23 protein-coding genes, 2 tRNA genes and 1 pseudogene are annotated in these 23,924 nt (G+C 41.5%); 19 read left to right on the top strand and 7 right to left on the bottom strand.

The features are described from left to right. The first annotated feature begins 51 nt into the window (after positions 1–51). The gene (locus tag KEJ24_03125; protein ID MBS7646811.1) at positions 52–330 is read left to right on the top strand and encodes a MoaD/ThiS family protein; all 279 of its coding nucleotides are present in this window, start codon (positions 52–54) and stop codon (positions 328–330) included. A gap of 228 nt (positions 331–558) precedes the next feature. Then, complete coding sequence (locus KEJ24_03120) at positions 559–1,638, top strand: SPASM domain-containing protein (GenBank protein MBS7646810.1); 1,080 nt, start codon at positions 559–561, stop codon at positions 1,636–1,638. 88 nt (positions 1,639–1,726) lie between these two features. Here KEJ24_03120 and KEJ24_03115 read toward each other — a convergent pair whose 3' ends face one another. The 5 genes from KEJ24_03115 to KEJ24_03095 form a co-directional block, all read right to left on the bottom strand. Then, complete coding sequence (locus tag KEJ24_03115) at positions 1,727–1,936, bottom strand: tautomerase family protein (GenBank protein ID MBS7646809.1); 210 nt, start codon at positions 1,934–1,936, stop codon at positions 1,727–1,729. A gap of 87 nt (positions 1,937–2,023) precedes the next feature. Next, a tRNA-Glu gene (locus KEJ24_03110) sits at positions 2,024–2,098 on the bottom strand. A gap of 55 nt (positions 2,099–2,153) precedes the next feature. Then, positions 2,154–3,329: an aconitase X catalytic domain-containing protein gene (locus KEJ24_03105; GenBank protein MBS7646808.1), complete on the bottom strand. Its 1,176-nt coding sequence runs from the start codon at positions 3,327–3,329 to the stop codon at positions 2,154–2,156. Further along, the gene (locus KEJ24_03100; GenBank protein ID MBS7646807.1) at positions 3,326–3,763 is read right to left on the bottom strand and encodes a DUF126 domain-containing protein; all 438 of its coding nucleotides are present in this window, start codon (positions 3,761–3,763) and stop codon (positions 3,326–3,328) included. The genes KEJ24_03105 and KEJ24_03100 overlap by 4 nt, the downstream gene beginning before the upstream one ends. 15 nt (positions 3,764–3,778) lie before the next feature. Beyond that, positions 3,779–5,059, bottom strand: a complete 1,281-nt coding sequence (locus KEJ24_03095; protein ID MBS7646806.1) for an HD domain-containing protein — start codon at positions 5,057–5,059, stop codon at positions 3,779–3,781. An 88-nt stretch (positions 5,060–5,147) separates the two neighbouring features. Between KEJ24_03095 and tmk the strand changes: the two genes are divergently transcribed. Next, positions 5,148–5,762 (top strand): dTMP kinase, encoded by a 615-nt coding sequence (tmk, locus tag KEJ24_03090; GenBank protein ID MBS7646805.1) that lies wholly within the window; start codon positions 5,148–5,150, stop codon positions 5,760–5,762. On the opposite strand, the gene KEJ24_03085 is transcribed toward tmk, so the two are convergent. Together KEJ24_03085 and KEJ24_03080 are read right to left on the bottom strand one after the other, a co-directional pair. Beyond that, positions 5,759–6,259, bottom strand: a complete 501-nt coding sequence (locus tag KEJ24_03085) for a hypothetical protein (GenBank protein MBS7646804.1) — start codon at positions 6,257–6,259, stop codon at positions 5,759–5,761. The genes tmk and KEJ24_03085 overlap by 4 nt on opposite strands. Before the next feature lie 14 nt (positions 6,260–6,273). Next, positions 6,274–6,645, bottom strand: coding sequence for a hypothetical protein (locus tag KEJ24_03080; GenBank protein ID MBS7646803.1), 372 nt, complete (start codon positions 6,643–6,645; stop codon positions 6,274–6,276). Between the two features lie 81 nt (positions 6,646–6,726). Between KEJ24_03080 and KEJ24_03075 the strand changes: the two genes are divergently transcribed. From KEJ24_03075 to KEJ24_03000, 16 genes and pseudogenes are all read left to right on the top strand, one after another. Beyond that, positions 6,727–7,005: a UPF0147 family protein gene (locus tag KEJ24_03075; protein MBS7646802.1), complete on the top strand. Its 279-nt coding sequence runs from the start codon at positions 6,727–6,729 to the stop codon at positions 7,003–7,005. Positions 7,006–7,451: 446 nt separating this feature from the next. Next, entirely contained in the window at positions 7,452–8,852 is a 1,401-nt protein-coding gene (locus tag KEJ24_03070) for an NAD(P)/FAD-dependent oxidoreductase (protein ID MBS7646801.1), read from the top strand. Beyond that, entirely contained in the window at positions 8,839–9,591 is a 753-nt protein-coding gene (locus tag KEJ24_03065; GenBank protein MBS7646800.1) for a hypothetical protein, read from the top strand. Before KEJ24_03070 ends, KEJ24_03065 begins: the two co-directional genes overlap by 14 nt. 19 nt (positions 9,592–9,610) lie before the next feature. Next, positions 9,611–11,215, top strand: a complete 1,605-nt coding sequence (lysS, locus tag KEJ24_03060; GenBank protein ID MBS7646799.1) for a lysine--tRNA ligase — start codon at positions 9,611–9,613, stop codon at positions 11,213–11,215. Positions 11,216–11,250: 35 nt separating this feature from the next. After that, a tRNA-Arg gene (locus tag KEJ24_03055) sits at positions 11,251–11,326 on the top strand. Between the two features lie 590 nt (positions 11,327–11,916). Further along, complete coding sequence (locus KEJ24_03050; protein MBS7646798.1) at positions 11,917–12,462, top strand: hypothetical protein; 546 nt, start codon at positions 11,917–11,919, stop codon at positions 12,460–12,462. Positions 12,463–12,524: 62 nt separating this feature from the next. Next, positions 12,525–13,775 (top strand): glycosyltransferase family 2 protein, encoded by a 1,251-nt coding sequence (locus KEJ24_03045; protein ID MBS7646797.1) that lies wholly within the window; start codon positions 12,525–12,527, stop codon positions 13,773–13,775. Continuing rightward, positions 13,765–15,294, top strand: a complete 1,530-nt coding sequence (locus KEJ24_03040) for a hypothetical protein (GenBank protein MBS7646796.1) — start codon at positions 13,765–13,767, stop codon at positions 15,292–15,294. Before KEJ24_03045 ends, KEJ24_03040 begins: the two co-directional genes overlap by 11 nt. 100 nt (positions 15,295–15,394) lie before the next feature. Further along, a complete protein-coding gene (locus KEJ24_03035; protein MBS7646795.1) occupies positions 15,395–16,351 on the top strand; it encodes a glycosyltransferase in 957 nt (318 codons plus the stop codon). 21 nt (positions 16,352–16,372) lie between these two features. Further along, positions 16,373–16,685 (top strand): annotated as a pseudogene (locus tag KEJ24_03030) (TIGR04076 family protein). Further along, on the top strand, positions 16,682–17,761 hold the full coding sequence (gene wecB, locus KEJ24_03025) for a UDP-N-acetylglucosamine 2-epimerase (non-hydrolyzing) (GenBank protein ID MBS7646794.1): 1,080 nt from the start codon (positions 16,682–16,684) through the stop codon (positions 17,759–17,761). Before KEJ24_03030 ends, wecB begins: the two are co-directional and overlap by 4 nt. Further along, positions 17,749–18,804 carry a glycosyltransferase gene (locus KEJ24_03020; protein ID MBS7646793.1) on the top strand — a complete coding sequence of 352 codons (1,056 nt, stop codon included), beginning with the start codon at positions 17,749–17,751 and terminating at the stop codon, positions 18,802–18,804. The genes wecB and KEJ24_03020 overlap by 13 nt, the downstream gene beginning before the upstream one ends. A 168-nt stretch (positions 18,805–18,972) precedes the next feature. Beyond that, the gene (locus KEJ24_03015; protein ID MBS7646792.1) at positions 18,973–19,488 is read left to right on the top strand and encodes a class I SAM-dependent methyltransferase; all 516 of its coding nucleotides are present in this window, start codon (positions 18,973–18,975) and stop codon (positions 19,486–19,488) included. 95 nt (positions 19,489–19,583) lie between these two features. Continuing rightward, entirely contained in the window at positions 19,584–20,720 is a 1,137-nt protein-coding gene (locus KEJ24_03010; protein MBS7646791.1) for a glycosyltransferase, read from the top strand. Between the two features lie 37 nt (positions 20,721–20,757). Continuing rightward, the gene (locus KEJ24_03005) at positions 20,758–21,561 is read left to right on the top strand and encodes a glycosyltransferase (protein ID MBS7646790.1); all 804 of its coding nucleotides are present in this window, start codon (positions 20,758–20,760) and stop codon (positions 21,559–21,561) included. A gap of 86 nt (positions 21,562–21,647) precedes the next feature. Next, the gene (locus tag KEJ24_03000; protein ID MBS7646789.1) at positions 21,648–22,910 is read left to right on the top strand and encodes a glycosyltransferase family 4 protein; all 1,263 of its coding nucleotides are present in this window, start codon (positions 21,648–21,650) and stop codon (positions 22,908–22,910) included. The last annotated feature ends 1,014 nt before the right edge of the window (positions 22,911–23,924 follow it).

Here is a 23,924-nt window from a genome sequence, read left to right as displayed (position 1 = left end):
AAAAACAAAAATTTCTCAACCTCTCTTTTATTTGCTGGAAGCCAGACTGTGGTGACCGTAAAAATACTGCTTTTTGCAACTTTGCGCAATAAATACAAAACCAGAGAGTTGACCATCAACTGTAACGGATCAATTTTAGACATGATTAAGAATGCATCTAAAATATTGGGGCCGGAATTTGTTGAAGACATTTACAACAAGAAAAGGGGAAAACTTCGAGATGACATGATTATTATGGTCAATGGAAGAAATATCAAAGACTTAGAAGGAAAAGTAACCTTGAAAGATAATGACGTGATAGCTATATTTCCGCCTTTAGCTGGCGGCTAAACCTATATGGAAAACAACAATCATGAATGATGAGTTTCCAGAAGCATTACAGATAGAAATCACGAACAAGTGTAACTTCAACTGTCAAATGTGCATCAGACGTGTCTGGAACGCGAAACCTATAGAAATTAACATGACCTTGTACAGAAAATCGCCAGAACATGTTTTTCAAGGATAAAAAGACTCATACTCTACGGTTTCGGGGAGCCCTTCATACACCCGAAAATTTTGGAAATGCTCCGCATAGCCAGAAAAACCCTACCCGACTATGGAGAAATTATCATCAGCGCAAATGGTTCACTAATAAACTCAGAAACTGCAAGAAAAATTGTGAAGGAAATAGACTCAATATCGTTTTCCGTTGACGCTGTCAGTCGAACCAATCTGAGCTATATAAGGGAAGGATCTGACCTCAATTTAACAACCAAAAACATTGAAATGCTAGTAAAAACCAAGAATGAGGCTGGAAGAGATTTTAAGCTAGGATTAGAGGTGGTCATTCTAACCGATAACTTTTTAGACATTCCAAGGATGGTCAAGTTTGCAATTGATTATGACTTTGATTTCATGATGTTATCTCATGTTGTACCATATGCGAAGGAAGTTTTCGCCAAAAGCGTGTACGTAACTTTAAGCGAGCCCACCATCGAAATATTAAAGCCCTCACTAAAGTATGGGTGGGATCTCGTACATAAATCCACTTTAGAACTTTTCGGCAAAACCTACGGCGTGGAGATGGATGCCATCTCAACCCAACTCGTCAGAAGCTTTTGGACAGAAGGGAAAAAGAAAGATTACTGGATTAATCTCCCTCTATTTTTAAGCTCCACGGAAAAACTTGACGCATTAAGCCTTCTCAAAGAAGTTTTTCACAAAAGCCAGAAAATTGCACACCAATATCAGTTGGATCTGAAGTTGCCCAATCTATATCCCGACGCCAAAGTACGAAAGTGCCCATATACTGAAAAGAAGACCACAGTGATAAGAGTAGATGGATCCCTTTCCCCATGTCAAGAATTTATGTATACTCCTCCATTATACGTCAACACCCGCAAAAAGGATATTCATGAAATAATTTTTAGGAACATAACACAAAGAAGCATTGAAGAGATTTGGAGCATGGAAGCTTACGTAAATTTCAGAGAGATTAGACGGGACATAGCTAAAAACATACCCTGGTGTGGAGACTGCCCTTACTCTACTTTGGGATGCTTCTTCACTAAAAGCAACGATGTTGACTGCTATGCAAACAAGCCGACGTGTAATGAATGTTTATACAGCGTGAACTTAGCTCAGTGCAATATTTGAGGCAGTCCAACTCAAAAATAGATGAAATCCAAACTACTTGTTATGCCAAAAAGAAATGGGATATTGCAATTTATTGTAGGTGAAAACGCTATGGCACTTCTATCTTTGAAAGTTTCTCCGATTCCGAGTGCAGTTCTCCACCCGACGCCCAGTTCGTTTTAGGCGCTTCGTATATGATTATCTCTACACCTTCTTTAGGGATCCCTATTTCTTCGAAGACTCTCGTAATTCCTTTAACAATCTTCCGTTTACTTTCGATGCTCATTCCAGCCCAGACAGAAATCTGAACAACAGGCAAGTCTCACCACCCAGACTATAAAAAAAGGAAAGTTCATAAAAGCTTAATCCTTAACAAGTCTCTTAAGGTCGGTTTCCGATAAAGGAGTGCTCCGGGCGGGATTTGAACCCGCGTCTCCGGCTCGAAAGGCCGGAATACTTGACCGGGCTATACTACCGGAGCACTAGATTTAGTGTGTCTTTGCATCATGCAAATACTTGCGGGTTTCGTTTAAACCTTATTCTTTTAGAGCTGTTTTTAAGCATTCTTCAAGGGTTGCCAGTTTAACTTCTGCCATGTTTAAGGTTGGTGCGTAATGTGCTGTCTTTGCCGAGTTTGTCATTATCGTTTTTATTCCAAGTTTGTCTGTCCATGTGACCACGGCGCATGTATCGGTTATGATTTTTGCTCCGCTTGCCTTTATCCTCTGAACGTGGTTTTTTGCTTTTTCCTTTATGTGTCGAGAAGTGCACACCCAAAATTCTATGTCGTTTTTAACTTTTCTGCTGCCTATTTTTTCTGCAATTTCACGTATTTCACGTACTGAGCAGTGTGGGCAGCCGACGAAAACTAGATCTGGTTTCGACGTTGATGTTGTGGTTAACTCTTCGATTGTTTCTTGAATGTTTCTGGGTTCCACTATTATTTTTTCCAGTGGCTCCGGTTCGGTTTTGGCTTTTGCATTGTTGTAGTGGAACATGTTGGCCATTCCGGCGGAGGCCAACGCGGCGCCGAGTTGTTTAAGGCTTTCAGGAGTTGGCTTCCCTAAGCCGGTTAGCAGCGGGATTTCGTCCTCTAAAATATTGCCTAGGAATATTCCTAATGCGCCATAGTCCACCTCTTTTTTCAGCGGTGCCTTGATTTCGACTATGGTTTTGGGTTTACGGTTCTCAACTCTATGGATGCCGCAGTTTGGTGTTTTGCCAATTACCGCCGCTGCCAAAGCACTTGGTCCACCTTCGCGGTTTGTCCAAGCTCCTAAAACCGAGTTGGCGTAAACAACAGCTGATGACTCAGCCCAGGCTAGATGGGCGCCCTTAGTTGGCGCTTTAATGTAGTATGGCGTGCATGTATAGGAAGGTTTAAAGCCCATTTTCTCGAATATTTGGCAGAGCTTCAACTGGGGTTTAACAAAGCTTTCTGGAAACCTATTGGCCAAATATTCGGGGTCAAGGCTCTGAGGATTCAATGTGGCTTCAACTGCTGTTTTTTCGCCAGCGCTTGCCAAAGCCTCTAAAAAGTCTGTGGGTGCATCGCCCAAAGTTTTGTAGGAAACTCCAGAAATATGAGCTGACTCTACTGGAATAAGCCTTGAAGCACCGAAAAGTTCGCCAAGCTTGACAAGGATTTTCATGCATACCTGTTTTGCCCAACCATATTCGCCGTCGTAGATACGTTCTTCTTCCCGCGTCAAATACACTTCGCTTGGCCCTCCGCCTTTGCGGATTTTGAAACTTTAACTATGCCATTGCAAGCGTCTACTTCAGCGAGGTCGCCAGTTCTTATTTGGCTTAAGTCCACCTGGTCTATCATAGGGATGTTGGCTATAACCGCGCCGACAACTATCACAGGGTCTGCTTTGCGGTTTATTATGGCTTTTGGCGCTAGCCCATTTTTCGCCAAAGAATACAGCACGTAGCTGCCCACCGTTGAACCGTGTCCATGTGGAAAACATAAAACCTTGTCTTTTATACATTTACCATAAAGGTCGTGATGCCTTTTAATCACTTTTCCGGTGGCGGGATCCACGTCGCCGAGAAAGCTTATTGGTTCGTTAGAAACTAAGGCTTCTGCTTTGCATTTTCCCTCAACTATTACTCGTCCATGCAGAACAATATACTCTGCCATCTGGTATTTCACCTTTTAATAAGATATTTTTGCCGATGAGGGAATATCTCCGAGAACTTTTGAGGCTGCCTCTGCTACTTTTTCACGGTTTTTCTCGTCTGTGTAAACTCTTAAAATGTTTATGAAACATTTTAGAACCTCGAATATTCCGGAGATCTCGCTGAGCTTTTTAACCTCTTTTTTACCGTCTCTTGTTTTGTTGAAAACGGGGATTTCCATGGGTTCCATAAACATGGAATGATGGTAGGGCACGCTTGGCACCGTCGGCACGTCGATGATTATGGCTTCCGGCTCCACTTTCGCGTCTTTCGCGATTTTGTTTCTTATTTGATTGCGGAACTCTTCTGTGCTGAAAATGTTTGAAACGGTTTTATCCTTTACATAGAAGGTTTGCTCGTAAGCGCATTTAAGCATTCTACGTCTTTCAAGGTTTTTAATTATCTGGCTTGATTTCTTGCAATTTTTAAGCATGGTCCAAACTGTGTAGTCATCCATAGCCAAATACTCCTCTGGCGTCTTGAAGGTGGACAAGCCTAGCTCTTCGTCTGCCTTTTCAAGGGCCATTGCCAACATTATCTGGGCTGCTCTTCCAACTCTGTGAAAGTATATGCTTTTGAAAGATTCAATTCTGGCTATTATGAAGGATTCTAGAGTTGAAAGCGCCCCTATATCCACGGCTAAGTTGCCATACAAAACGTCGAAGCTATGGATTAAGCGGAAAATATCTACAAACCCATACTCGGCGCCTGTGTGATATGTGTCTCTGACAACGAAGTCCAGTTTGTCAACGTCTATTGAGCTTCTTATTATCTGGTTTAGGAAAGCTTTGGGATCCTCTAGGAGGGAACCAGCAGCTAACTCAGCGATGTATTCTGGCTTATACCCAAGTTTGCTGATTACGTCTTTTAACTCGCTGTTTTTGATAATCCACATGGTTATATCTTCATGGGTTTTGTTAAGCTTTCCTGTCAGCAAATGTTCGAACACATGTGAAAATGGACCGTGTCCAACATCGTGAAGCAAACCGGCGATCCGTACGGCCTCAATGTCTTCTTCGTGCACTATTTGGTGAATATTTGGGTTTTCAACAACTTTGCCAGCTAGGTACATGACACCTACAGAATGTTCAAATCGTGTGTGGTTTGCTCCGGGATAAACGTATTCAGCACCAGCCAACTGTCTTAGTCTGCGAAGCCTCTGCACGGGGTAAGAGTCTATTATCTCCTTTTCTTGTTCCGTTATGTAGACGTATCCATGTACTGGATCCTTTATTTCACCCCAATAGGTTTTTGGCATGGCTTTTCTCCACAGGCTTGAATTTAGACAATTATTAATGTGAGTTCCCTTTTATAATGTGTAATGTTCCAGAAGGGAGGGCTTAGACATGGATAAGCAGGGGTTCTTCATATGTATTGAGGGTTTAGACGGTTGTGGAAAAACAACTCAGACAAAAATCTTAGTTAAGCGTTTGAGGAGAATTGGATACGACGCAGTTTATACGGCTGAACCAAGCCGCGGAAAAATTGGAAATTTTATAAAAAGGTATTGTTTGCATGGAGAAAAGCGTATGTCCAGCATTGTTGAGGCGCTGCTTTTTGCAGCTGATCGGTATGAGCATGTGGAAAACGAGATAGTTCCAGCTCTAAAAAACGGGAAAATTGTGGTTTCAGACCGTTACGTTTATTCAAGCCTAGCTTACCAAGGGGCCGCTGGCTTAAGCCTTGACTGGATTAGGAAAATAAATCAGCATGTAGTGGTGCCTAACTTAGCGATTTACATAGATGTTGAGCCTGAAACTGTTGTCCGGAGGCTTAAGCCCAAAAAGTCTGTCATGGAAAACCTTGAAACTCAACGTAAAGTGCGGGAAGTTTACATGCGTTTTGTAAATAACGGAGAACTTGTTAGGGTTGATGGAAACAAATCCAAAAGTGAAGTTGCAAAGTCAATTTTGTCCTTGGTTATGGACCATCTAGAAGGAATTCCCGTGCATAGAACTTAAAGGATTTTTAACACTTTCCTTGGAAAGAGCGCATTTATTCTTGAAATAATTAGATTAACAATTTCTTCTGGAGAAATATGTCGAGGTCCTCTTTCGTGAAAAACCAGCATCTCTACAATTTTTTCATTAAATATTAGACGGAGCATATAGTAATCAAATTTTAAAGGCTTATCCTCGTCTCCTCGCGACTTATAATATCTTATAGCACAAAAGAAGTCCATCACTTGCAGAGGGGTTTTGCTAATTGTTTCCAGCGCTTTCCTTGTTTCTTCATGGTCTAGATAATTGAAAATTTCGCTTTCAGCTATGCCAAATTCGAAGATTACCTTACCGTTTGGAAGTGATAACCCAGTGGCCGTTTCTAAACTTAAGTTTTCGCAGTTAAGTCCATGCAAGGCTTGAATTATCGCTTCTTGTAGCCTCTTCCTCGAAACCGAGGTGGTTAACCGGGTAATATTATGCACAACCACTGGAAAATTTTCGTAAAAGCCCAGCATACTCATTTCGCCTTTTAAGTTTTTCTGGCCTTTCTAACCCTCTCTAAGTTTTCAAGCAACCCCGAGAGGGCTGAACCAAGTTTCTGGAGCTCTTCAACGTTTGTTTCATGTAGCATTTTTTCTTGGATTTCTTGAATTTTGGCAAGTAATGTTGCTTCTAGAGTTTCGAGGCTCAGTGTGCTTGTTATTTTTGCTAGTTCAGCGTCTTCTCTAACAACAATAACCCTTTTTTCACATTTGGCGCACCATAACCTGCCGTTCTTGAGCTTGAAGATTGGTGAGGCACATGCCGGACAAGCAAGCTCCGTAAGAGTTGCACCTTGGCGGAGTAAGTCAGCCATGCGTTTGATATGCTGTTCATCGTTGAGCCTACTATTCTGTGGCATGCTTCAAACCTCGGAAATAGATATGTATAAAAGCCTATATAACTTGATTATTGAATATCTCGGATTCGGTGTGTGGTTGCCATGGTGCGAAAGAAGAAGATTGAAGAGTATGAAGAACGAATTAAGCAGGCTTTGGCGGTGTTGGCTGAAGTTTCCGAGGATACTACAACGCCGCGAAACATTAGGAGAGCAGCTAAAGACTCAATGGATGCATTGCAGACCACGGAGTTCACACCAGCTGTTAGAGCTTCGAATGCCATATCCATATTGGATGAAATTCTTCAGGACCCGAATATGCCGCCATACACGCGTGTGAAACTCTGGAATGTCATGAGCATCCTTGAAGCCATAAAAGACTAGAACTTTAAAGCTAAAGGTGTTAGGCCTAAAAATGTTCCCATGAGGCTTTTTCATTACAGTGAAGTTAAAGCGAGGAAGCATGGGAAGAAGGCACTTAAAACTGAAAGTCAGATGGTTAATAACAAAAGAAACTAGAGCTCCAAACTTCGCCATCAGACTTTTTGAAATGGAGTCTGGCGAATATATGGGAGCATGAAGTTTTCATACTAGAAGAGAAGGCACTACGGTAGGTGCCGAAATGGAAAAGTTCAGACCGGGCGACGTGATATTTGTTCCTCCAAACGAAAAGCATCAATTGAAAAGGTGGAAAACAAACCGTAAGGTTTCTTTGCATAGTAGCACTTCACTAAACTTCTGAAAATCCAGATTTCTTTGCATTTTTGGATTCGCTAAAAATATATGCTTGTTATCACATCTACTTTTGGGCTTCAAAGAGGTTAAACGCCTTGAAGTATGACGTAGTGATCGTCGGAGCTGGTCCTGCTGGAATATTTTCAGCCCTTGAACTGGTCGGCAAGTCAGACCTCAACATTCTGATGCTTGACAAAGGTCCGGATCTTGAACAGCGGAGGTGTCCGGCAAGCAGAGGCTTCGGGTGCGTAAACTGTGACCCATGTGGGCTCCTTTGCGGCTGGGGTGGAGCTGGTGCCTTCAGCGACGGTAAACTAACTATATCCACAGAGGTAGGAGGCTGGTTAAACCAGTACCTCTCAGAAAAAGAACTCTCAGAGCTAATTAACTATGTGGACGACATATACATTCGTTTCGGGGCGCCGGGGCACGTTTATGGTGATGATGTTGAAAAAGTTGAGGAAATTGAAAGAAAGGCCTCTCTTGCAGGATTAAAACTTGTACACCAGAAAATTAGGCATATGGGAACAGAACGCTGTGCCCAAACATTGCGAAAAATGCGGCAAGAGCTTGAGGGAAAAATCGACATAAAAATGAAGAAGGACGTTAAAGGACTTATTGTTAAAAAAGGAGTCATCGAAGGCGTTGAAACAGTTGACGGAGAAAAATTCTTTGGAAGATATGTTATTGTGGCGCCTGGGAGAGTGGGCGCCGAGTGGCTTCAAACAGAAGCTCAAACATTAGGATTGAAAACTCTTAACAACCCTGTGGATGTCGGCGTAAGGGTTGAAGTTCTAGCCGCAGTTATGGAAGAGTTAACAAATGTTCTTTACGAGCCGAAATTCATTTACTACTCGAAGTTTTTCGACGACCAAGTTAGAACATTCTGTGTTGCACCATATGGCGAGGTCATAACAGAATCTTATAACGGTGTCTTAACCGTTAACGGGCAAAGTTACGCCGAACGGAAAACGGAAAACACAAACTTCGCTATCCTCGTTAGTACATCATTCACGGAGCCTTTCAAAGAGCCCATAGCCTATGGTAAATATTTGGCTAGGCTCTCAAACCTTCTGAGCGGGGGGATCCTGGTACAACGCTTGGGCGATTTAGAGGCTGGCAGGCGTTCAACATCGGACAGAATAGCCAGAAGTGTTGTAAACCCAACCCTGAAAAATGCAACACCTGGAGACTTGAGCTTCGTCTTGCCCTACCGTTATTTAGCTGACATAAGAGAAATGCTTGAGGCCTTGGACAAAATAGCACCCGGGGTTCATTCAAGGGATACGCTGCTTTATGGTGTTGAAGTTAAATTTTACTCTTCAAAGCTTGAGTTAAACAATTCGCTGGAAACAAAGATACGGAACCTTTTCACAATAGGTGACGGTGCCGGAGTCACTAGAGGGCTTATTCAAGCTTCCGCCTCTGGAGTGATTGTGGCAAGAGAAATTCTAAGGCGTGAAAAGCAGAAGGTACATGGAAATGTCAATAGTTAAGGAGCTTAGTTGCTCCTATTGTGGTGCACCTATCCAGTTTAAGCCTGGCGAAATAGTTGCCACTTGTAGGTACTGCGGTTATACCGTGGTTATTGAAACTGGAAAAGCGTTTGTCTTCGAGCATTCTATGCTCCTTAACAAGTATGATCCGACAAGCGTTGAGGAACCGATAAAAAGCTGGATGCGCTCCGGTTTTCTTAAGCCTTCGGATCTAGCGAAAAATGCAAAATTCATCGAGAAAACATTGACATATCTGCCGTTCTGGGTTGTGTCGGTTGAGGCGGAAAGCACCTATAAAGGCATCTTTGAGCGTCTAAACCCGCCAATAGTGAAGGAAGGCAGAATAACCAAAAAATACAATTGGCTTGTTCTTGCGAGGAAAGCCTCAGAATTTCCAACAAGAGAATATGATGTGCCCTTGGAAGGCAAAGTTCCATATGACTACCGGAGAATTGAAGAATTTGCAAAGGTTCTAAACAGCGAAATTGACCGAGATGAAGCTGTAGAGATTGCAAAACAACAGATAACCGAGCATCACCGCTATTTGGCTCAGCAGGATGTGGACAGAATCATAGAAATGAAAAACGAAATAAAAGCAGACCAGACTGTTTACCTTCACGCCCCAGTTTGGTTTGTGAAATACGAATATAAAGGTAAAACCTATGCGCTATGGTTGGACGGGGTTACTGGCACAGTTATAAAGGGCGAAATCCCACAGACAAGGATTGGTCTTTTCTAAGCGTGGATTGTGATGGTGTATGAGTGAGAAAATAATCGGCCGTGGGACATGGTATGACAAAATGGCGGCAAAAATCATCGAAAGAGAACGTAGGCTAGGCAGAAGCTTAGACTTAATCCGAACTGAAATGGGACTTGGCGCCTCCGGGTTTCCTCATATTGGAAGCTTAGGCGACGCTGCGCGTTCTTATGCTGTGACTTTGGCTTTGAGGGAGCAGGGCTATCGTTCCGAACTTATAGCCTTCTGTGATGACAAGGATGGACTTCGCAAAGTACCCGTTGGATTGCCAAAAACTCTAGAAAAATATATCGGTTTCCCAGTTACGGATATCCCGGATCCCTTCAAATGCCACGACAGTTATGGTCGGCACATGAGTTCACTTTTACTTGAAGCCCTGGACAAATGTGGTGTAGAATACCGATACATTTCCGCCAAAGATGCATATGAAAAAGGCTTACTTAACAACGAGATTCACACAATCCTTTTAAACGCTAAGAGGGTTGGCGAAATCGTCAAACAAGAGGTTGGGCAAGAACGATACACTGAAGTACTGCCATATTTTCCGGTATGTGAAAACTGCGGGCGAATATACACAACCAAATCCATAGAATACTTGCCTAAAGAAAACAAGGTGCTATACATCTGCGAGGGAATGGAGATTAAAGGCCGATGGATCGAAGGATGCGGGTACAAAGGCGAGGTTGACGTAACAAAGGGCATGGGAAAGCTAAGCTGGAAAGGCGAATTCGCAGCCCGATGGAAAGCCCTAGATATAAGATTTGAAGCTTACGGCAAAGATATAGCCGACTCTGTCCGCGTCAACGATAGAATAAGCCGTGAGGTATTAGGTTACGAACCTCCAGCTCACGCCAGATACGAAATGTTTCTAGACAAAAGTGGAAGAAAAATCTCAAAATCCACCGGTAATGTTTTCACACCGCAAGTCTGGTTTAAATATGGTTCGCCCCAGTCGCTTATGCTTTTAATGCTGAAAAGGTTTGTGGGAACACGCACCCTGGACGTGACGGACATACCGGCCTACATGAATGAACTAGACTACCTAGAAGACGTATACTTTGGAAAGAAAACAATTCCAGACAAGAAGGAACTGGCGAAACTAAAAGGATTATACGAGTACTGCTGGCTCCTAAAACCGCCAAAACAGCAAAGCATACATGTCCCATACAATATGCTAATTTACCTAGCTAAAATCGCTCCAAAAGACAAAAAAATAGAGTTCATAACAGAAAAACTCCGAACCTATGGCTATCTACAGAAAGGGCAACAGCCAGACGAAAACCTCAAAAAACGAATGGAATACGCCCTAAACTGGGCAAGAGACTTCGAAGAAATCCGAGAAACAACAATAACACTAAAACCGGAAGAAAAAAACGCCATAAAAGAACTCATAGAAACCCTGAAAACCGAAACAGAACCTGAAAAAATCCAAAACGCCATATTCAACACCGCCAAAAAACACGACATCCCGCCACCAGAATTCTTCAAAACCTTATACACTATACTGCTGGGAACACCCCAAGGTCCAAGACTAGGTCCTTACATAGCCGCTATGGGCAAACAAAACGTAATAAACGCCCTACAACGAACCATAAACCAAACCTAAAAACCTTTTATGCGATTATAATTTCTATCATAAATGGGCCCGTAGTCTAGCACGGATTAGGACGCTGGCCTGCGGAGCCGGAGATCCTGGGTTCAAATCCCAGCGGGCCCGCTTCTTTTTGTTTCTGAACTTTTGGGTTAGATTTCAGCATCCCATAGTTATAGACAATTTGAGGCTAGGTTTTTAGAATTAGTTTTCAGTTTTTCGGCTATGTCCTTTGATGTTGGAGGTAGGGCATTTGGCGGGAGAGTAGGCCTTCTCCCTTCTCCCTTTCTGGCTGAAATCTGTATTTTGGTGTCTTGTTATAAATGGCTTGCTGTTTGTGTTAGCATATTTCTGTGACCAAAATATGTTTGTTGAGTGCTTATTCCGTGTGTGGAAATTTTGTTTTTAATCTTTTGATGTGGTGTCTAGCTTTGGGTGTCAGGAGAGGTTTCGGGTGTTTGAAGAAATTGTTTTGGATGCTGTTAGAATGGTGGTATTTTTCTTTTGGTTCACCTTGGGTTTTACTTTTGTGATGGGTGCTTTGTGGCTTAGAGCTGCCAAAAAAGTCAGTTAAGGGCTTTAAACCGTTAGAACGGCTGATGGCTTTTGTTTTCGCGGCTTTTGCCATGCTTATTAGTGTGGCGTAAATTATAAATACTGATGGTTCTAGTTTAGAATCTGATCTTGAATAGTGGTGGTCTGTTTAAGGGTTGGGAATGCTTGAGGGTAAGAGCGCGATTGACGGATTTTCTGTGGTGTCTGCTGGTGGAGCCTCCCTTAAATCAGGTAGGCTTGTGAAGGTGGCTAAGCTTCTAAGGTCTGCTAAGACTTTGTGGAGACGCGGTTGTAGTGGCGGCTTTAGCCCTAGGAAGTCGGATCTTAACTTTGCCCCGTCTGCTGGGCCTGCATTTGATTCTGTTTTGGCGAAGATTAAGCGGGAGGCTATGAGACGGAAGGTTTGGTTTAGGCTTTCAAAGGTTGAGCGAGCCCTCGTGGACCTGACTTTGAAGTGTGTCAAGCAGCCGAGAAGCCCACGACTCATCGACGTGTTAGCTAGCATAATTGTAAAAGTTAAGGCTTTTTTGGCAGGTCAACTGCAATGGCTTATGGGTCAGGTTGGAAAGCCATTAGCTATGAAACTAAGCAAGATCGCGGAAAGCTGGGGAAACAAGGAAGCGCGGAAATGGGCGGAAGACGTGAGTTTCATAAGGTTTCTCACAGTCATGGATAAGACATTTCAGAGCCTAGCATGGAGGCATTAGCGAACCGCTAATTAACTATAAGCCTCTTAAAAAGAAGGTTTCATGCCTATAAGGTGTGTAGGTTGAATCCCGTTTATATCGTAGTCGTGGTTGTTCTAATAATCGTCTACGTTTGGGTTTTTTACCAGATACCAGTCATAGCTGTTGGTGTAAAGCATCTGCGCCTTTCAAGCAAGAGAAAGCAGGAGAAGACGTTGCTCGCTGAGGAGCAATTGCCAAAGGTTTCGATAGTTGTTCCTGTGAAGGATGAGGAGAAGGTCGTGGGCAGGCTTCTTAAGGCCTTATTGAAGCTAGATTATCCGACTGATAAAATAGAAATCTTAGTTGTTGAGGATGGCTCTACCGACAAAACCGTTGAAATATGTGAAGAATACGCGAGGCGACATCCTGAACGGGTGAAACTCCTCCATAAGCCTATGTCGAACGGAAAGCCGTCCGCTTTAAATTTTGCCTTTAAGTATGTAAAAGGGGAAATTGTGGCAGTTTTTGATGCGGATAATGTCCCTGAACGTGATGTGCTGAAAAAGGCTGTTGCGTATTTTAATGATCCTTCAGTGGCAGCTGTGCAAGGTAAGCTTTGCAGTTTAAATGCTGATGAGAACATGTTGACAAAGCTTGTTTCCATTGAGGAGGTTGTATGGTGTGAAGCTTATTTAAGGGGAAAGGACGTTTTAGGCTTGTTTGTCCACCTGAAGGGAACCTGCCAGTTTATAAGACGGGAGGTTTTAGCGAAGCTGGGCGGTTTTAACGAGGAAACTTTGTCCGAGGATATGGAGTTATCGGCAAGGCTTGTTGAAAATAGTTACCAGATCAGGTATGCCTCTGACGTGTGTTCTTGGCAGGAAACACCATCCCAAGTGGGGCAACTTTTCAAACAGAGAACAAGATGGTTCAGGGGGACAATGCAAGTAGCCTTCAAATATGGAAGGCTGATAGCCAAGCCTACTAAAAAAAGCCTCGATGCCGAACTCACCCTTCTCGGTCCATTTGTACTTATAGCTTCTTTGATTTGTTACCTTTTAGCATTCTATATATCTTTTGCCGCCATCAACCTTGATGCCTTACTTCAGTTGCTGATGTATATTTCCGCCGTTGGAACAAGTCTTACGCTTATGATTTGCGGTTTGGCGTTAGCCTACATTTCAAAGCCTAGAAAATTGACTAATCTTCTTTGGCTACCATTCATATACTTTTACTGGAGTCTACAATCATTCATCGCATTATATGCGCTTATACTTATGCTTTTGCGTAAACCTCAGGTTTGGGTCAAGACGGAGAAAAAAGGGATAGTTACAGGTGCGTTTGCCGGTTAAATTTCAATTCACAGAAGTCAGCGGCATGTTAACGTGCTTTTCGGTTGGGTTTGCTGTTAGAATGGTTCCTGAGCTTTTAGCCTTTCCTTATCCCATAGGTTTTGACACAGTTTATTATGCGGCTTTTATGAAAAGCGGCGTGATTTGGCCCCATTGGACAGCTTTCTTCACGACTTCATGGCTTTTTCCAGCTATTTCAGTTTCACTTTACAAGGTCGTAGGCGGAGATCCCTTTATGCTTTTGAAGGTTTTGGCCCCATTGCTTTTTGGATTAAATGTTGCTGGAATATTTTGGCTTGCAAGAAAGATGCTAGACTGGGATGTCAGAACCAGTTTACTAACTGGACTATTTTTCACTGTTCAACTTGCATCATTGAGAATTAGCTGGGATTTGCTTAGAAACCTGCTTGGCTTGGGCTTTTTATTATTCACTCTATCTTTTATTAAAAGCCTTGATAAGAGAAGGAGCTTTCTATGTTTTGTGCTGTTTTCTCTGTTTTCAGTTTTTGCCCATGAGTATGCAGCTGTAACTTTGACTTTTTTAGTTTCAGGATCGATTTTATGGTCCCTATTTAAAGGTGAGGATTTGGCCAAAAGTAGAAGGTTGTTTTTTGCTTTTCTACCCACACTTGTAGTTTTTCTCGCCGGCCTTTATTTGAGGTTTTTCCCAATACGTTACAGGATTGAAACTAACGTGATTGACGCCGGAGATGCTGTTTATGCAAGTGTTGGGAAATTTTTCTTCTTAACCAATTATTTGAGTGTGAGAACCTCAGTTGACATGTATGCTTCTTACTTTGATATTACTTTAAGTGTGGCTATGCTGTTTTGCTTGCTGTATTTGTCTTACATTTTTCTTGTTTGGAAGGGTTTCTTTAAAAATAGGATTTTAAGCCTTTGGACTTTTCTGCTTTCGGTCGGGGCGTTCGGCTGCTTAGTTTTTCCTTTTTGTGCTTTGCAGTATTGGCATCGATGGATGTTTATGCTGGTTTATCCTTTCATGTTTTATGCAGTTAACGGAATGAAAAAATGTCGGCAATGGTGCACTGGTTTGCGCTTTGCAACTAGGAAGGTTTTAGGCATGAGTTGTATAACGGTTTTGCTTGGATGCGTTTATTTGGCTACCCCGGTTTTGATGAGCACCGTCAATGTGGGACTTTTCTCGTTTAATCCTGTTAACAAGTATTTTTCCTTTGCTCCGACGGTTCCATATCAGGATGTAGATAGTGTTGCAGATGCTATGGTTTGGCTAGACAAGAATTTAGGCGCTAACGATTGTTTATTGATACATCATGCCTTCCTTTTTTGGGGACAGCTTTACCTTAGCAGGTCGCATACGCTGATTCATTTTGAAAACGATTTGAATATGGCTGTGAATAAAGCTTATGAACTTGGCTTCAGCCGCGTATATTTTGTCTGGTGGAACGAGCCTATTGGATGGTATGGCATAACCGTTCCAGATGATTTTATACGCTTAAAGGATTTTTGCAGAATATCCGTGTATATACATGTCTTCTAATAGAGCTTTTACAATTCGTGTTATTCAAAATTTTCGGAAAAACAACGATACAAATTCTTTAACAAAATTACATTAAAAACGTTGGTCTGGTGGTTCTCTGTTGGTTGAGGCTTCAGATATGAATATTGATGTTGGGGTTGTGAAGGCATACATAGACCGGCCTTTTGTTGTTGTTGGTATTCCAGCGTTTAATGAGGAGAAGACTATTGCTAAGGTTGTTTTGAAGGCTTTAAGGTTTGCTGATAAAGTTGTTGTTTGCGATGATGGTTCTACTGATATGACTGGTGAAATTGCGGAGAAGCTAGGGGCGGAAGTGATTAGGCATGATCGCAATTTGGGTTATGGAGCTGCAATTCAAAGCCTTTTCAGAAGAGCCAGAGAGCTTAACGCTGATGTTTTGGTAACTTTAGATGGTGATGGACAGCATGATCCATGCGAGATTCCAAACGTTGTGAAGCCAATTGTTGAGGGTTCTGCTGATGTGGTTATTGGTTCAAGGCTTGTCGATGAGTGTCGAGCATATACCATGCCGTGGTATAGGCGTGCTGGCATTAAGTTTATCACAAAAATGGTTAATAATGGCACGAGGCGTCCTTTAAAAGATGCCCAAAGCGGGTTCAGAGCCTATAGTCACGAAGCCATTAAAAAACTATCTTTAACGGAGAACGGTATGGGCGTGAGTGTTGAAATTCTAGTTGATGCTGATAAAAAGGGTTTAAAGATTGTTGAAGTTCCTGTGTCATGCAGTTATAGTAAGGATTTAGATAAAAGTACACGTAACCCTGTTAGTCACGGCGTTGACGTGGTTATGTCGCTTATTCGCTTGGTAGTTGAGGAGAGACCACTACTCTTCTTGGGTGTTCCTGGAATTATTTCACTATTTTTAGGCACATTTTTCGGAGTGTGGATGCTTCAGATTTACGCTTTAGAGCGGCATATAGTAACAAATCTTGCCCTGGCTTCAATTGCCTTCACATTTATCGGTTTATTCGCCCTGTTCACGGCTGTAACGCTGTATGCGATATCCAGATTAACGCAGAAAATCAACAGGAAGTAGGACAGAAGCGAGGCGAGAAATGTGTTGGAGATTGAGGTTTGCGAGATTAAAGGCGAATGTCCAGTTCACAAGGTTGGAGACCGGATCATTATAGACGGTCCAAAAATTGTTTTGGAAGAAACCGGATGCTGTTTGTGTTCATGCGTTATCAACGTTACTACATTATGTTGTTGCATTAGAAGAGGGCGCCGACCCTGTTAAGCTCGGTCTGACCACGCCAAAGGAAAAAATGGTTGCGTATATGCAATGTGTTGATCCTGGAAAGCCCTATACTGACGGCGGAACAGTGATTTTCAAGTGTAGAAGGGTAGAGAAGAAAGGGGTTGGCGAATGAAGATTTCCATCGTGCTTGGAACTCGCCCAGAAATTATTAAGATGTCTCCGATAATCCGCGAATGTGAACGTTTAGGCTTAGAATACTTTATCTTGCATACTGGACAGCATTACTCCTACAATATGGATCGAATTTTCTTCGAACAGCTGGAGCTTCCAGAGGCAAAATACAATTTGGATGTTGGCTCAGGAAGCCACGCCGAGCAGACTGGCAAAATGCTTATAGGAATAGAAAAAGTTTTGCGGCAAGAATGGCCTGACGTGGTTTTGGTTGAGGGGGACACCAACACGGTTTTGGCTGGCGCTTTAGCGGCTGTTAAGCTGGGAATTAAGGTTGGACATGTGGAGGCTGGCTTACGCAGTTATGACCGGAGAATGCCCGAAGAGATAAACCGGGTTTTGACTGATCACTGCTCCGATTACTTGTTCGCTCCAACTGAAAAGTCGAGGCGGATACTAATTGGAGAAGGCGTAGCGGAAGAGAAAATATTTGTCACGGGCAACACGATCGTCGATGCGGTTTTCCAGAATTTGGAGATAGCCAGAAAAACGGTGAACATTTTAAATGATTTGGGCCTTGACGAGGATGAATATTTTGTGGTTACCGTTCATAGGCAGGAAAACGTTGACGATGAAAAGAGGTTTCGCAACATTTTGAAAGGGCTGGAAATGGTTCATAGAGAGTTTGGCGCTGAGCTGATTTATCCCATCCATCCGAGATCTAGAAAACGGTTAGAAGCTTTTGGACTGAAGCCTCACAGCATTAGGCTCATTGAGCCTTTAGATTACTTAAGTTTCCTACAGCTTGAAAGCAACGCTAGGCTTGTGCTCACCGATTCAGGCGGAGTACAAGAAGAAGCCTGTATCTTAGGCGTACCATGCGTCACCATGAGAGACAATACAGAAAGACCAGAAACCCTTGAAGTCGGCTCAAACATTTTAGCCGGAACAAACCCACACGAAATCATTAAAAAAGTAGATTTTATGCTCAATAAAGAGAGAAACTGGCCAAATCCTTTCGGCGATGGGAAGGCTGGAGCAAGGATAATTGAAGCATTGAGAGTGTGTTTGAGTTAGTTCAACTTGCTAAAAAACAAAAGGGAGTATACCCGAAGAAAGCTTCTTGGCGTTTACATGATCTTCATTCTTGCGACGTGATGTGGATCAAGTTGGAAATGCCGGTTGAGGTGAGCATTGTCATTCCGATAAGAGATGAAAAAGATTCGTATATCAGTGAATGTCTGGCGAGTTTGAAGGAGACAACTTTTTCGGGTAAATTTGAAGTGATAGTTATTAAGGGAGGAAATCGCTCTCAAGCCAGAAATTTTGGCATTAAGTTAGCGCGAGGTGAAATTATAGTATTTATAGATTCTGACTGTAAAGCATCCCGAGATTGGCTCTCTCTGCTCGTTAGCAATCTTAAGCAATCTTCGACTTTAGGAGGAGTAGGGGGTATAAATGTTTCTCCCTCCGATGATTCTATTCTTGGTAAGGCAGTTGATTTGGTTTTTTCGAGTTATTTGGGAAGTTTGGGTTCTGCTAGTCTCCATAAACCCTCAAAGCCCAAGTTTGTAAATGCTTTGGCTTGTATAAATAGCGCTTTTTGGCGGAAGGTTCTTTTAGAGACTGGGGGTTTTGATGAAGAGTTCGAACTTTGTGAAGATACAAATCTCAGTTATAAGGTGAGAGCATTGGGTTACAAGCTTCTACTTGTTCCATCGATTTGTGTAGAGCACCACCGCAGGAGCACAATTAAGCAATTTGCTAAACAGTTTTTCTTGTATGGAGTGGGGCGAATGAGGTCTATACTTACGAACAGGAGTTATGCGAATAAAGGGGCAATTGTTCCCTTTGTAGGAGTTCTTCTTTTTCCTTTTGTTGCGTGGTTTTTCCCTTTCATTGCGCTGGTGCTTTTAGCTATTTACTTAATCACTATATTGCTTAAAGGGTTGCAAGCCGTTATAAAAATGAAGGAAGTTCGTTTTTTATTTTTGGTTCCGCTTCTATTTGTCATAGAGCATTCGAGTTATTTTATCGGAATGATTTATGGTATTAAAAAGGGAAAATGGAAGAGAAAAGATGCACCGTGTGAAATATTCTACCATTGGGTCTCAAAGTGAAAATGTACTTCATACAAAGGTGAGTAAGGGATAAACGCATGAAATGGGGAGAGCAATGGCACATCCAGGCTATGAATCATTTGCTTGAGCTTGGCCCTCACTCACACTTTGAGCATCTCCTAACGAAACTTTCCACGGGCGTTTGCCATATTAGGTGCAGGCGGCGAAGTGTTTTGGGTGTATAAATCCAGCAAAAACATCAAAGAGATTGTAGGGATTAACATTTCGCGCAAGGAGTTGCAGAAAATTGACAAAAGAATTGCTTGCATAGTACTTGGTGATGCGCAAAGGCTTCCATTTAAAGGTTCTAGTTTTAATGTTATTGTCTGTAAATCAACTCTGCATCATCTAGCTGATCCTAGCAAAGGAATTTTAGAAATGCAACGAGTTCTTTGTGAAGGTGGAAGCGTGATCTTTTATGAGTCTGGAGCCCTTAACCCTATTGCAGCGATCGGTCGTAAGTTTTTTCCAACAGATATTCATGTTCGTTCCGAAAGACCCTTTGTCCCGATCGTTTTAAAAGAAATGTTGGGCAAAGCGCGGTTCAATATCGTTAACGAGGGTTATTTCTTTTTATTTATTCACATATTCCCTATTTTGGGAAAGTGGGTATCCTTCTTTAGAGGTACCAGATTTTTAAAGCTGTTGCATCGTTTGATGTTTTGCTTTGTAAATCGGGCTTAAAGCATTTGTGCTGGATTGCCACTTATGCTGCAAGAAAAACTATCTGAGTTTTTAGGTTTAGCTTTGAATAGCAACCTTACGAGGCGAAGTGTGCGATGCTGGAAAATTATTTTGAAGTTGTGTTAATTAGGTCTAATCCCGTTTTATACGAAATGAGGGTTTTGAAGATCATTCGTTCTCTATCTAGAAAGTATAGGCTACTCGTTTTAGGATGGGATCGTGAAGGAACACATAGTTCTTTTGAGATTCTGGAGAAACTTGCGCCTGTAAAACGGTTTAAAATGAAAGCTCCTTATTCAAAGTTCCATATCTTATTATATTATCCGCTGTTTTGGTTGTGGACTTTTAAGAATTTGCTCACTTATAAACCAAAAATTATTCATGCATGCGATCTTGACGCATTAGTGCCAGGTTATTTTTTCAAAACATTATTTTCAGTCAAACTTGTTTTTGATAATTTTGATAGATTTGCTATGGCTTTCATTCCACCCAAGTATCGTCTTATCTACCTTGCTGTGAATAAAATTGAAGATATTTTGGCTAAAAATTCAGATGCGTTGATAGTGGTTTCAGATGAGCGTAAGTCTTCCTTTGGTGGATACCTGCCTAAATATACAGAGGTTATAATGAACTGTCCTGACTTTGAGGGATTGGAAAAAACTGAAGATAAACCGATTTTAGAAGTTGATGAACCTGGAGTTTTGACTCTGGTCTATGCTGGGGCTATAGCGCATGATAGAGGGCTAATTTTAATCGGTGAAGCTATTAAGGATTTAAGGGATGTGCGTCTAATCTTAGCCGGACGGGTTTTTGATTATACATTAATTCATTTGCTTAAAAACTCAAATGTTCGCTATGTCGGTTTGTTAGAAGCAACGGAGGTCATAAATTTAGAGAGAATAGCTGATGTAATCCCCGTTTTGTATGATCCTTCCATTCCAATAAATCGTGTTGCAAGTCCAAACAAGTTATTTGAGGCTATGATGCTAGGGGTTCCAGTAATAACTAATGTATGTAGGGATGTTGTGGCCGAGGCTCATTGCGGTTTAATCGTGGATTATGATGTGGAAGAAGTGCGAAATGCAATTATCCGTTTAAAAAATGATCCATCCCTTAGAAGGAAACTTGGCGAAAATGGAAGGCGAGCATTCGAACAAAAATACAACTGGAACCTAATGGAAAAGAGGTTACTGCGATTGTATGATCATATTTTAAAAGCTAACATTAGTTAAAAATGAGAAGCGATGCGATCTTGTCCCAATGGTAACCTTGTCGATTGTGCTGCCAACTTACAATAGAAGTTTCATGTTAGAGACGTTTATAAAGTCATTAATTAAACAATCCTATACAAACTGGGAATTGATAATAATAGACGATGCCTCTAAAGACAATACTTTTCAAATAGCAGCCAAGTATACGGATGATGAAAGAGTTCGTTTGTATCGTTCTGCAAACCATAAGGGATTGCCCGCAACCCGCAACCTCGGCGTATCTTTGTCAAGAGGTGATTTGATTTTTTTCGGGGAGGATGACATAATTTTCCAAAACAAAGACGCGCTCAAAATCCTTATTGACACATACTTTAAGCTCAAAAAAGAACATGAAGTTGGAGCAGTCGGACCTCGTCTTATAGATGCAGGATATAAGTGGTTAAATGATGTGGTTAGAATAGGTCACGTTACTGGCTGGACATACCACAACTTTGGATACGATCCTGGAAAAATTATTGAAGTACCATTTCTCCATGCTTGTTCGTTGATTCCAAAAACAATTTTTAAAATCGTTGGGGGGTTTGATGAAAAACTTTATTTAGGGACACATGCAAGAGAAGAAGTCGACTTTTATTATAGAATAAGAAGCAAAGGGTACAAATTGTTCTTCCAACCTAAATCTGTACTTTGGCACCGGCATATAGCTTGTGGCGGATGTGAAAAAAATTCCATGCTGAAGACACTTTACTATGAATATAGAAATAGTATGCTATTTTACGCGAGATTTTATGGAATCCTACAATCATATAGATTACTGTTACATCCTCTCTTAAGAGCAATGTTTCATGAAACTCCATTATAGATGCAAGTGAAAAGAAAACTTCAGCTACGAGAAAACAATACAAACATGGCAAAAATCCTCCAACAATTAGAACAAGCATAAATTAAATGGCAATGAAAATCCTTATACTTACAGATAATTTTCTTCCATCGCTGGGCGGTGTGGAGCGGCATACATATACCTTAGCATGTTACCTTAGTAAGCTATCCCATGACGTTGTCGTGGTTACACGTTCATCTAAATATATTTGTCAAACTTCTCAATTAGATAAATATCTAGAAGGAGTACACAAGATTAAAGTTTTAAGAATTCTTCCGATGGCAACTAGCCTTCCTCTTTATAACACAACAAAATATCTTCTGTTCTCGCGCAGTATTGTAAAATATTTTAACGAAGTCGCCGACAAATATGACATTGTACACTACCATGGAACACATCAACTTTTTTTGAGGTTTACTAAATGTAAAAGCCCAATTATTACATCCGTCCATGGCATATTCCCGGCCTGCGTCTTGCAACTGTCAAGACCATGCAAAAAACAGTCTGTGGTAAACTGTGCGATCTGTGACGTAAGCGGAAAACCTGAACATGTGTGCGTTCTACCAGTTATGATACCTTACTATTACTGCTACTACAGGTTAATGGAAGAAAGTTTGAATAGCGTTAAGTATGTAATATGTGTGAGTGATTATGTAAAAAGTTACATTAAAAATGTCCTAAATGTGGGCAATTTAGTTACAATATACAATTTCATAGATCTTGAGGAAATAACGTCCGCGCTTAAGCACTCAACAAAATTTGATTTAAGGGATTATTTGAACATTCCCTCTAGTGCTAGGATTATAACGTACTTTGGCAACCTATCGTTCAATAAGGGTGTTGACTTTTTGATAAAAGCCTTTAAAAAACTTCGCAAAAGTGCTAGGGATGATATTTACCTTGTGGTTGGTGGGGAAGGCCCGCAAAGAAGACAGCTAGAAGACCTTGCGGAACCGATTGGAAATATTATCTTCACTGGTTTTGTTCCAAGAAAAATTCAACTTGCAATAATGGCGCAAAGTGATGTTTTCGTCCATCCAGCAAGGTATCCTGATGCTTGTCCAACGGCTATACTTGAAGCAATGGCGCTTGGGCTTCCTGTGGTAGCCACAAGGTTGGGCGGAATTCCTGAGCTTATTGTCGATAAGAGGGGGGGTTATTTGGCTGACCCAAACTCCCCTGACGACCTTGCAACCAAAATATCTATTATATTAAACAATGAAAAATTTAAGTCTCAAGTTAAAGTTTTTAATCTAGAATGGGTGCGTAGATTCGACATAACTCTTTTAGGTCCTAAAATAATCCAGCTGTATGAGAAAGCGCTAGCTTGATGTGAGGATATGTTCAAAGGAAAGATTGAGGTATTCGCACAGATACTTGCATTTATCACAACGTTTTCTGTGCTGGTGTATGTTTCAAGGACTGCATTTGGCTTAGCGTTCGCTTTCATACTTAGTGTTCTATCGGTAGCTATCACACGTTTCACGCTTCGAGGCGAACCTCCATCAGTGTGTGTGGAAATGTCTCTTTTATATAAAATCAGTACATACAATCTGCTTGCTATATTGTATGCTGTTCTATTAATTCTTCTTTTATCTGCCCATATGTTAGGCTTAGTGCCTCGTTCTTTAATATTTTTCCAAGAGTGGGGTGCCATTCCAATTCAAAACTACATACTTTTACTTGCGTCAATAGGAGTCATTTTCTTTCTTCCAGGGTACTTTATTCTTCGACTTATCGACGTAGGTTATTCGATACGTAGTTTAGATGCGTTTGTCTTTTCGTTTCTTCTAAGCTATTTCTACACGCCGTTTGTGAGTTTGATTTCATTATTGTTTCTCGGAAAGATTTCTACAGTATTCTACTTGTCAATTTCCTTCCTTCTTCTAATATGCATCTTTGTCTCCGACATTCTTTTGAAGAAAAATGTAGAAATAAAGCGGAGGGACGGAAAAGTTCGCATAGACCTCCTATTACTAATTACTTTAATTGCTTTTTTTGTAGCAGCTCTAGCATTTTTAAAAGATTATGGATACCTCGGCGGTGACGTATGGCGACATCAAGGAACAGCAATTTCCATAATACGATATGGATTAGAAGTAGTAAGAATTCCGCTAAACTGGTTTCATGTAAGTCTTGCTTACGTCTTTTCCCTCTCGGGCTTTCCATTAGTCAATTCTGCTTCGGTATTCAATCTACTGAACGTTATGCCCATTTTAGCGTTTTACTGTATGGCAAGAAAAATTTTTGGAGAAAAAATTCATGCAATGCCCGCCATCGCTACCGTGTTTTTTTCCCTCTTTTCTGGCTTTGGTTGGATCTATGCATTATACCGAATGCAATTT

This window comes from Candidatus Bathyarchaeota archaeon (assembly GCA_018396705.1).
Classification (GTDB): Archaea; Thermoproteota; Bathyarchaeia; order Bathyarchaeales; family Bathycorpusculaceae; genus DRVP01.
The sequence above is the reverse complement of the archived record's forward strand: the minus strand, read 5'-3'. Positions and strand labels throughout refer to the sequence as shown.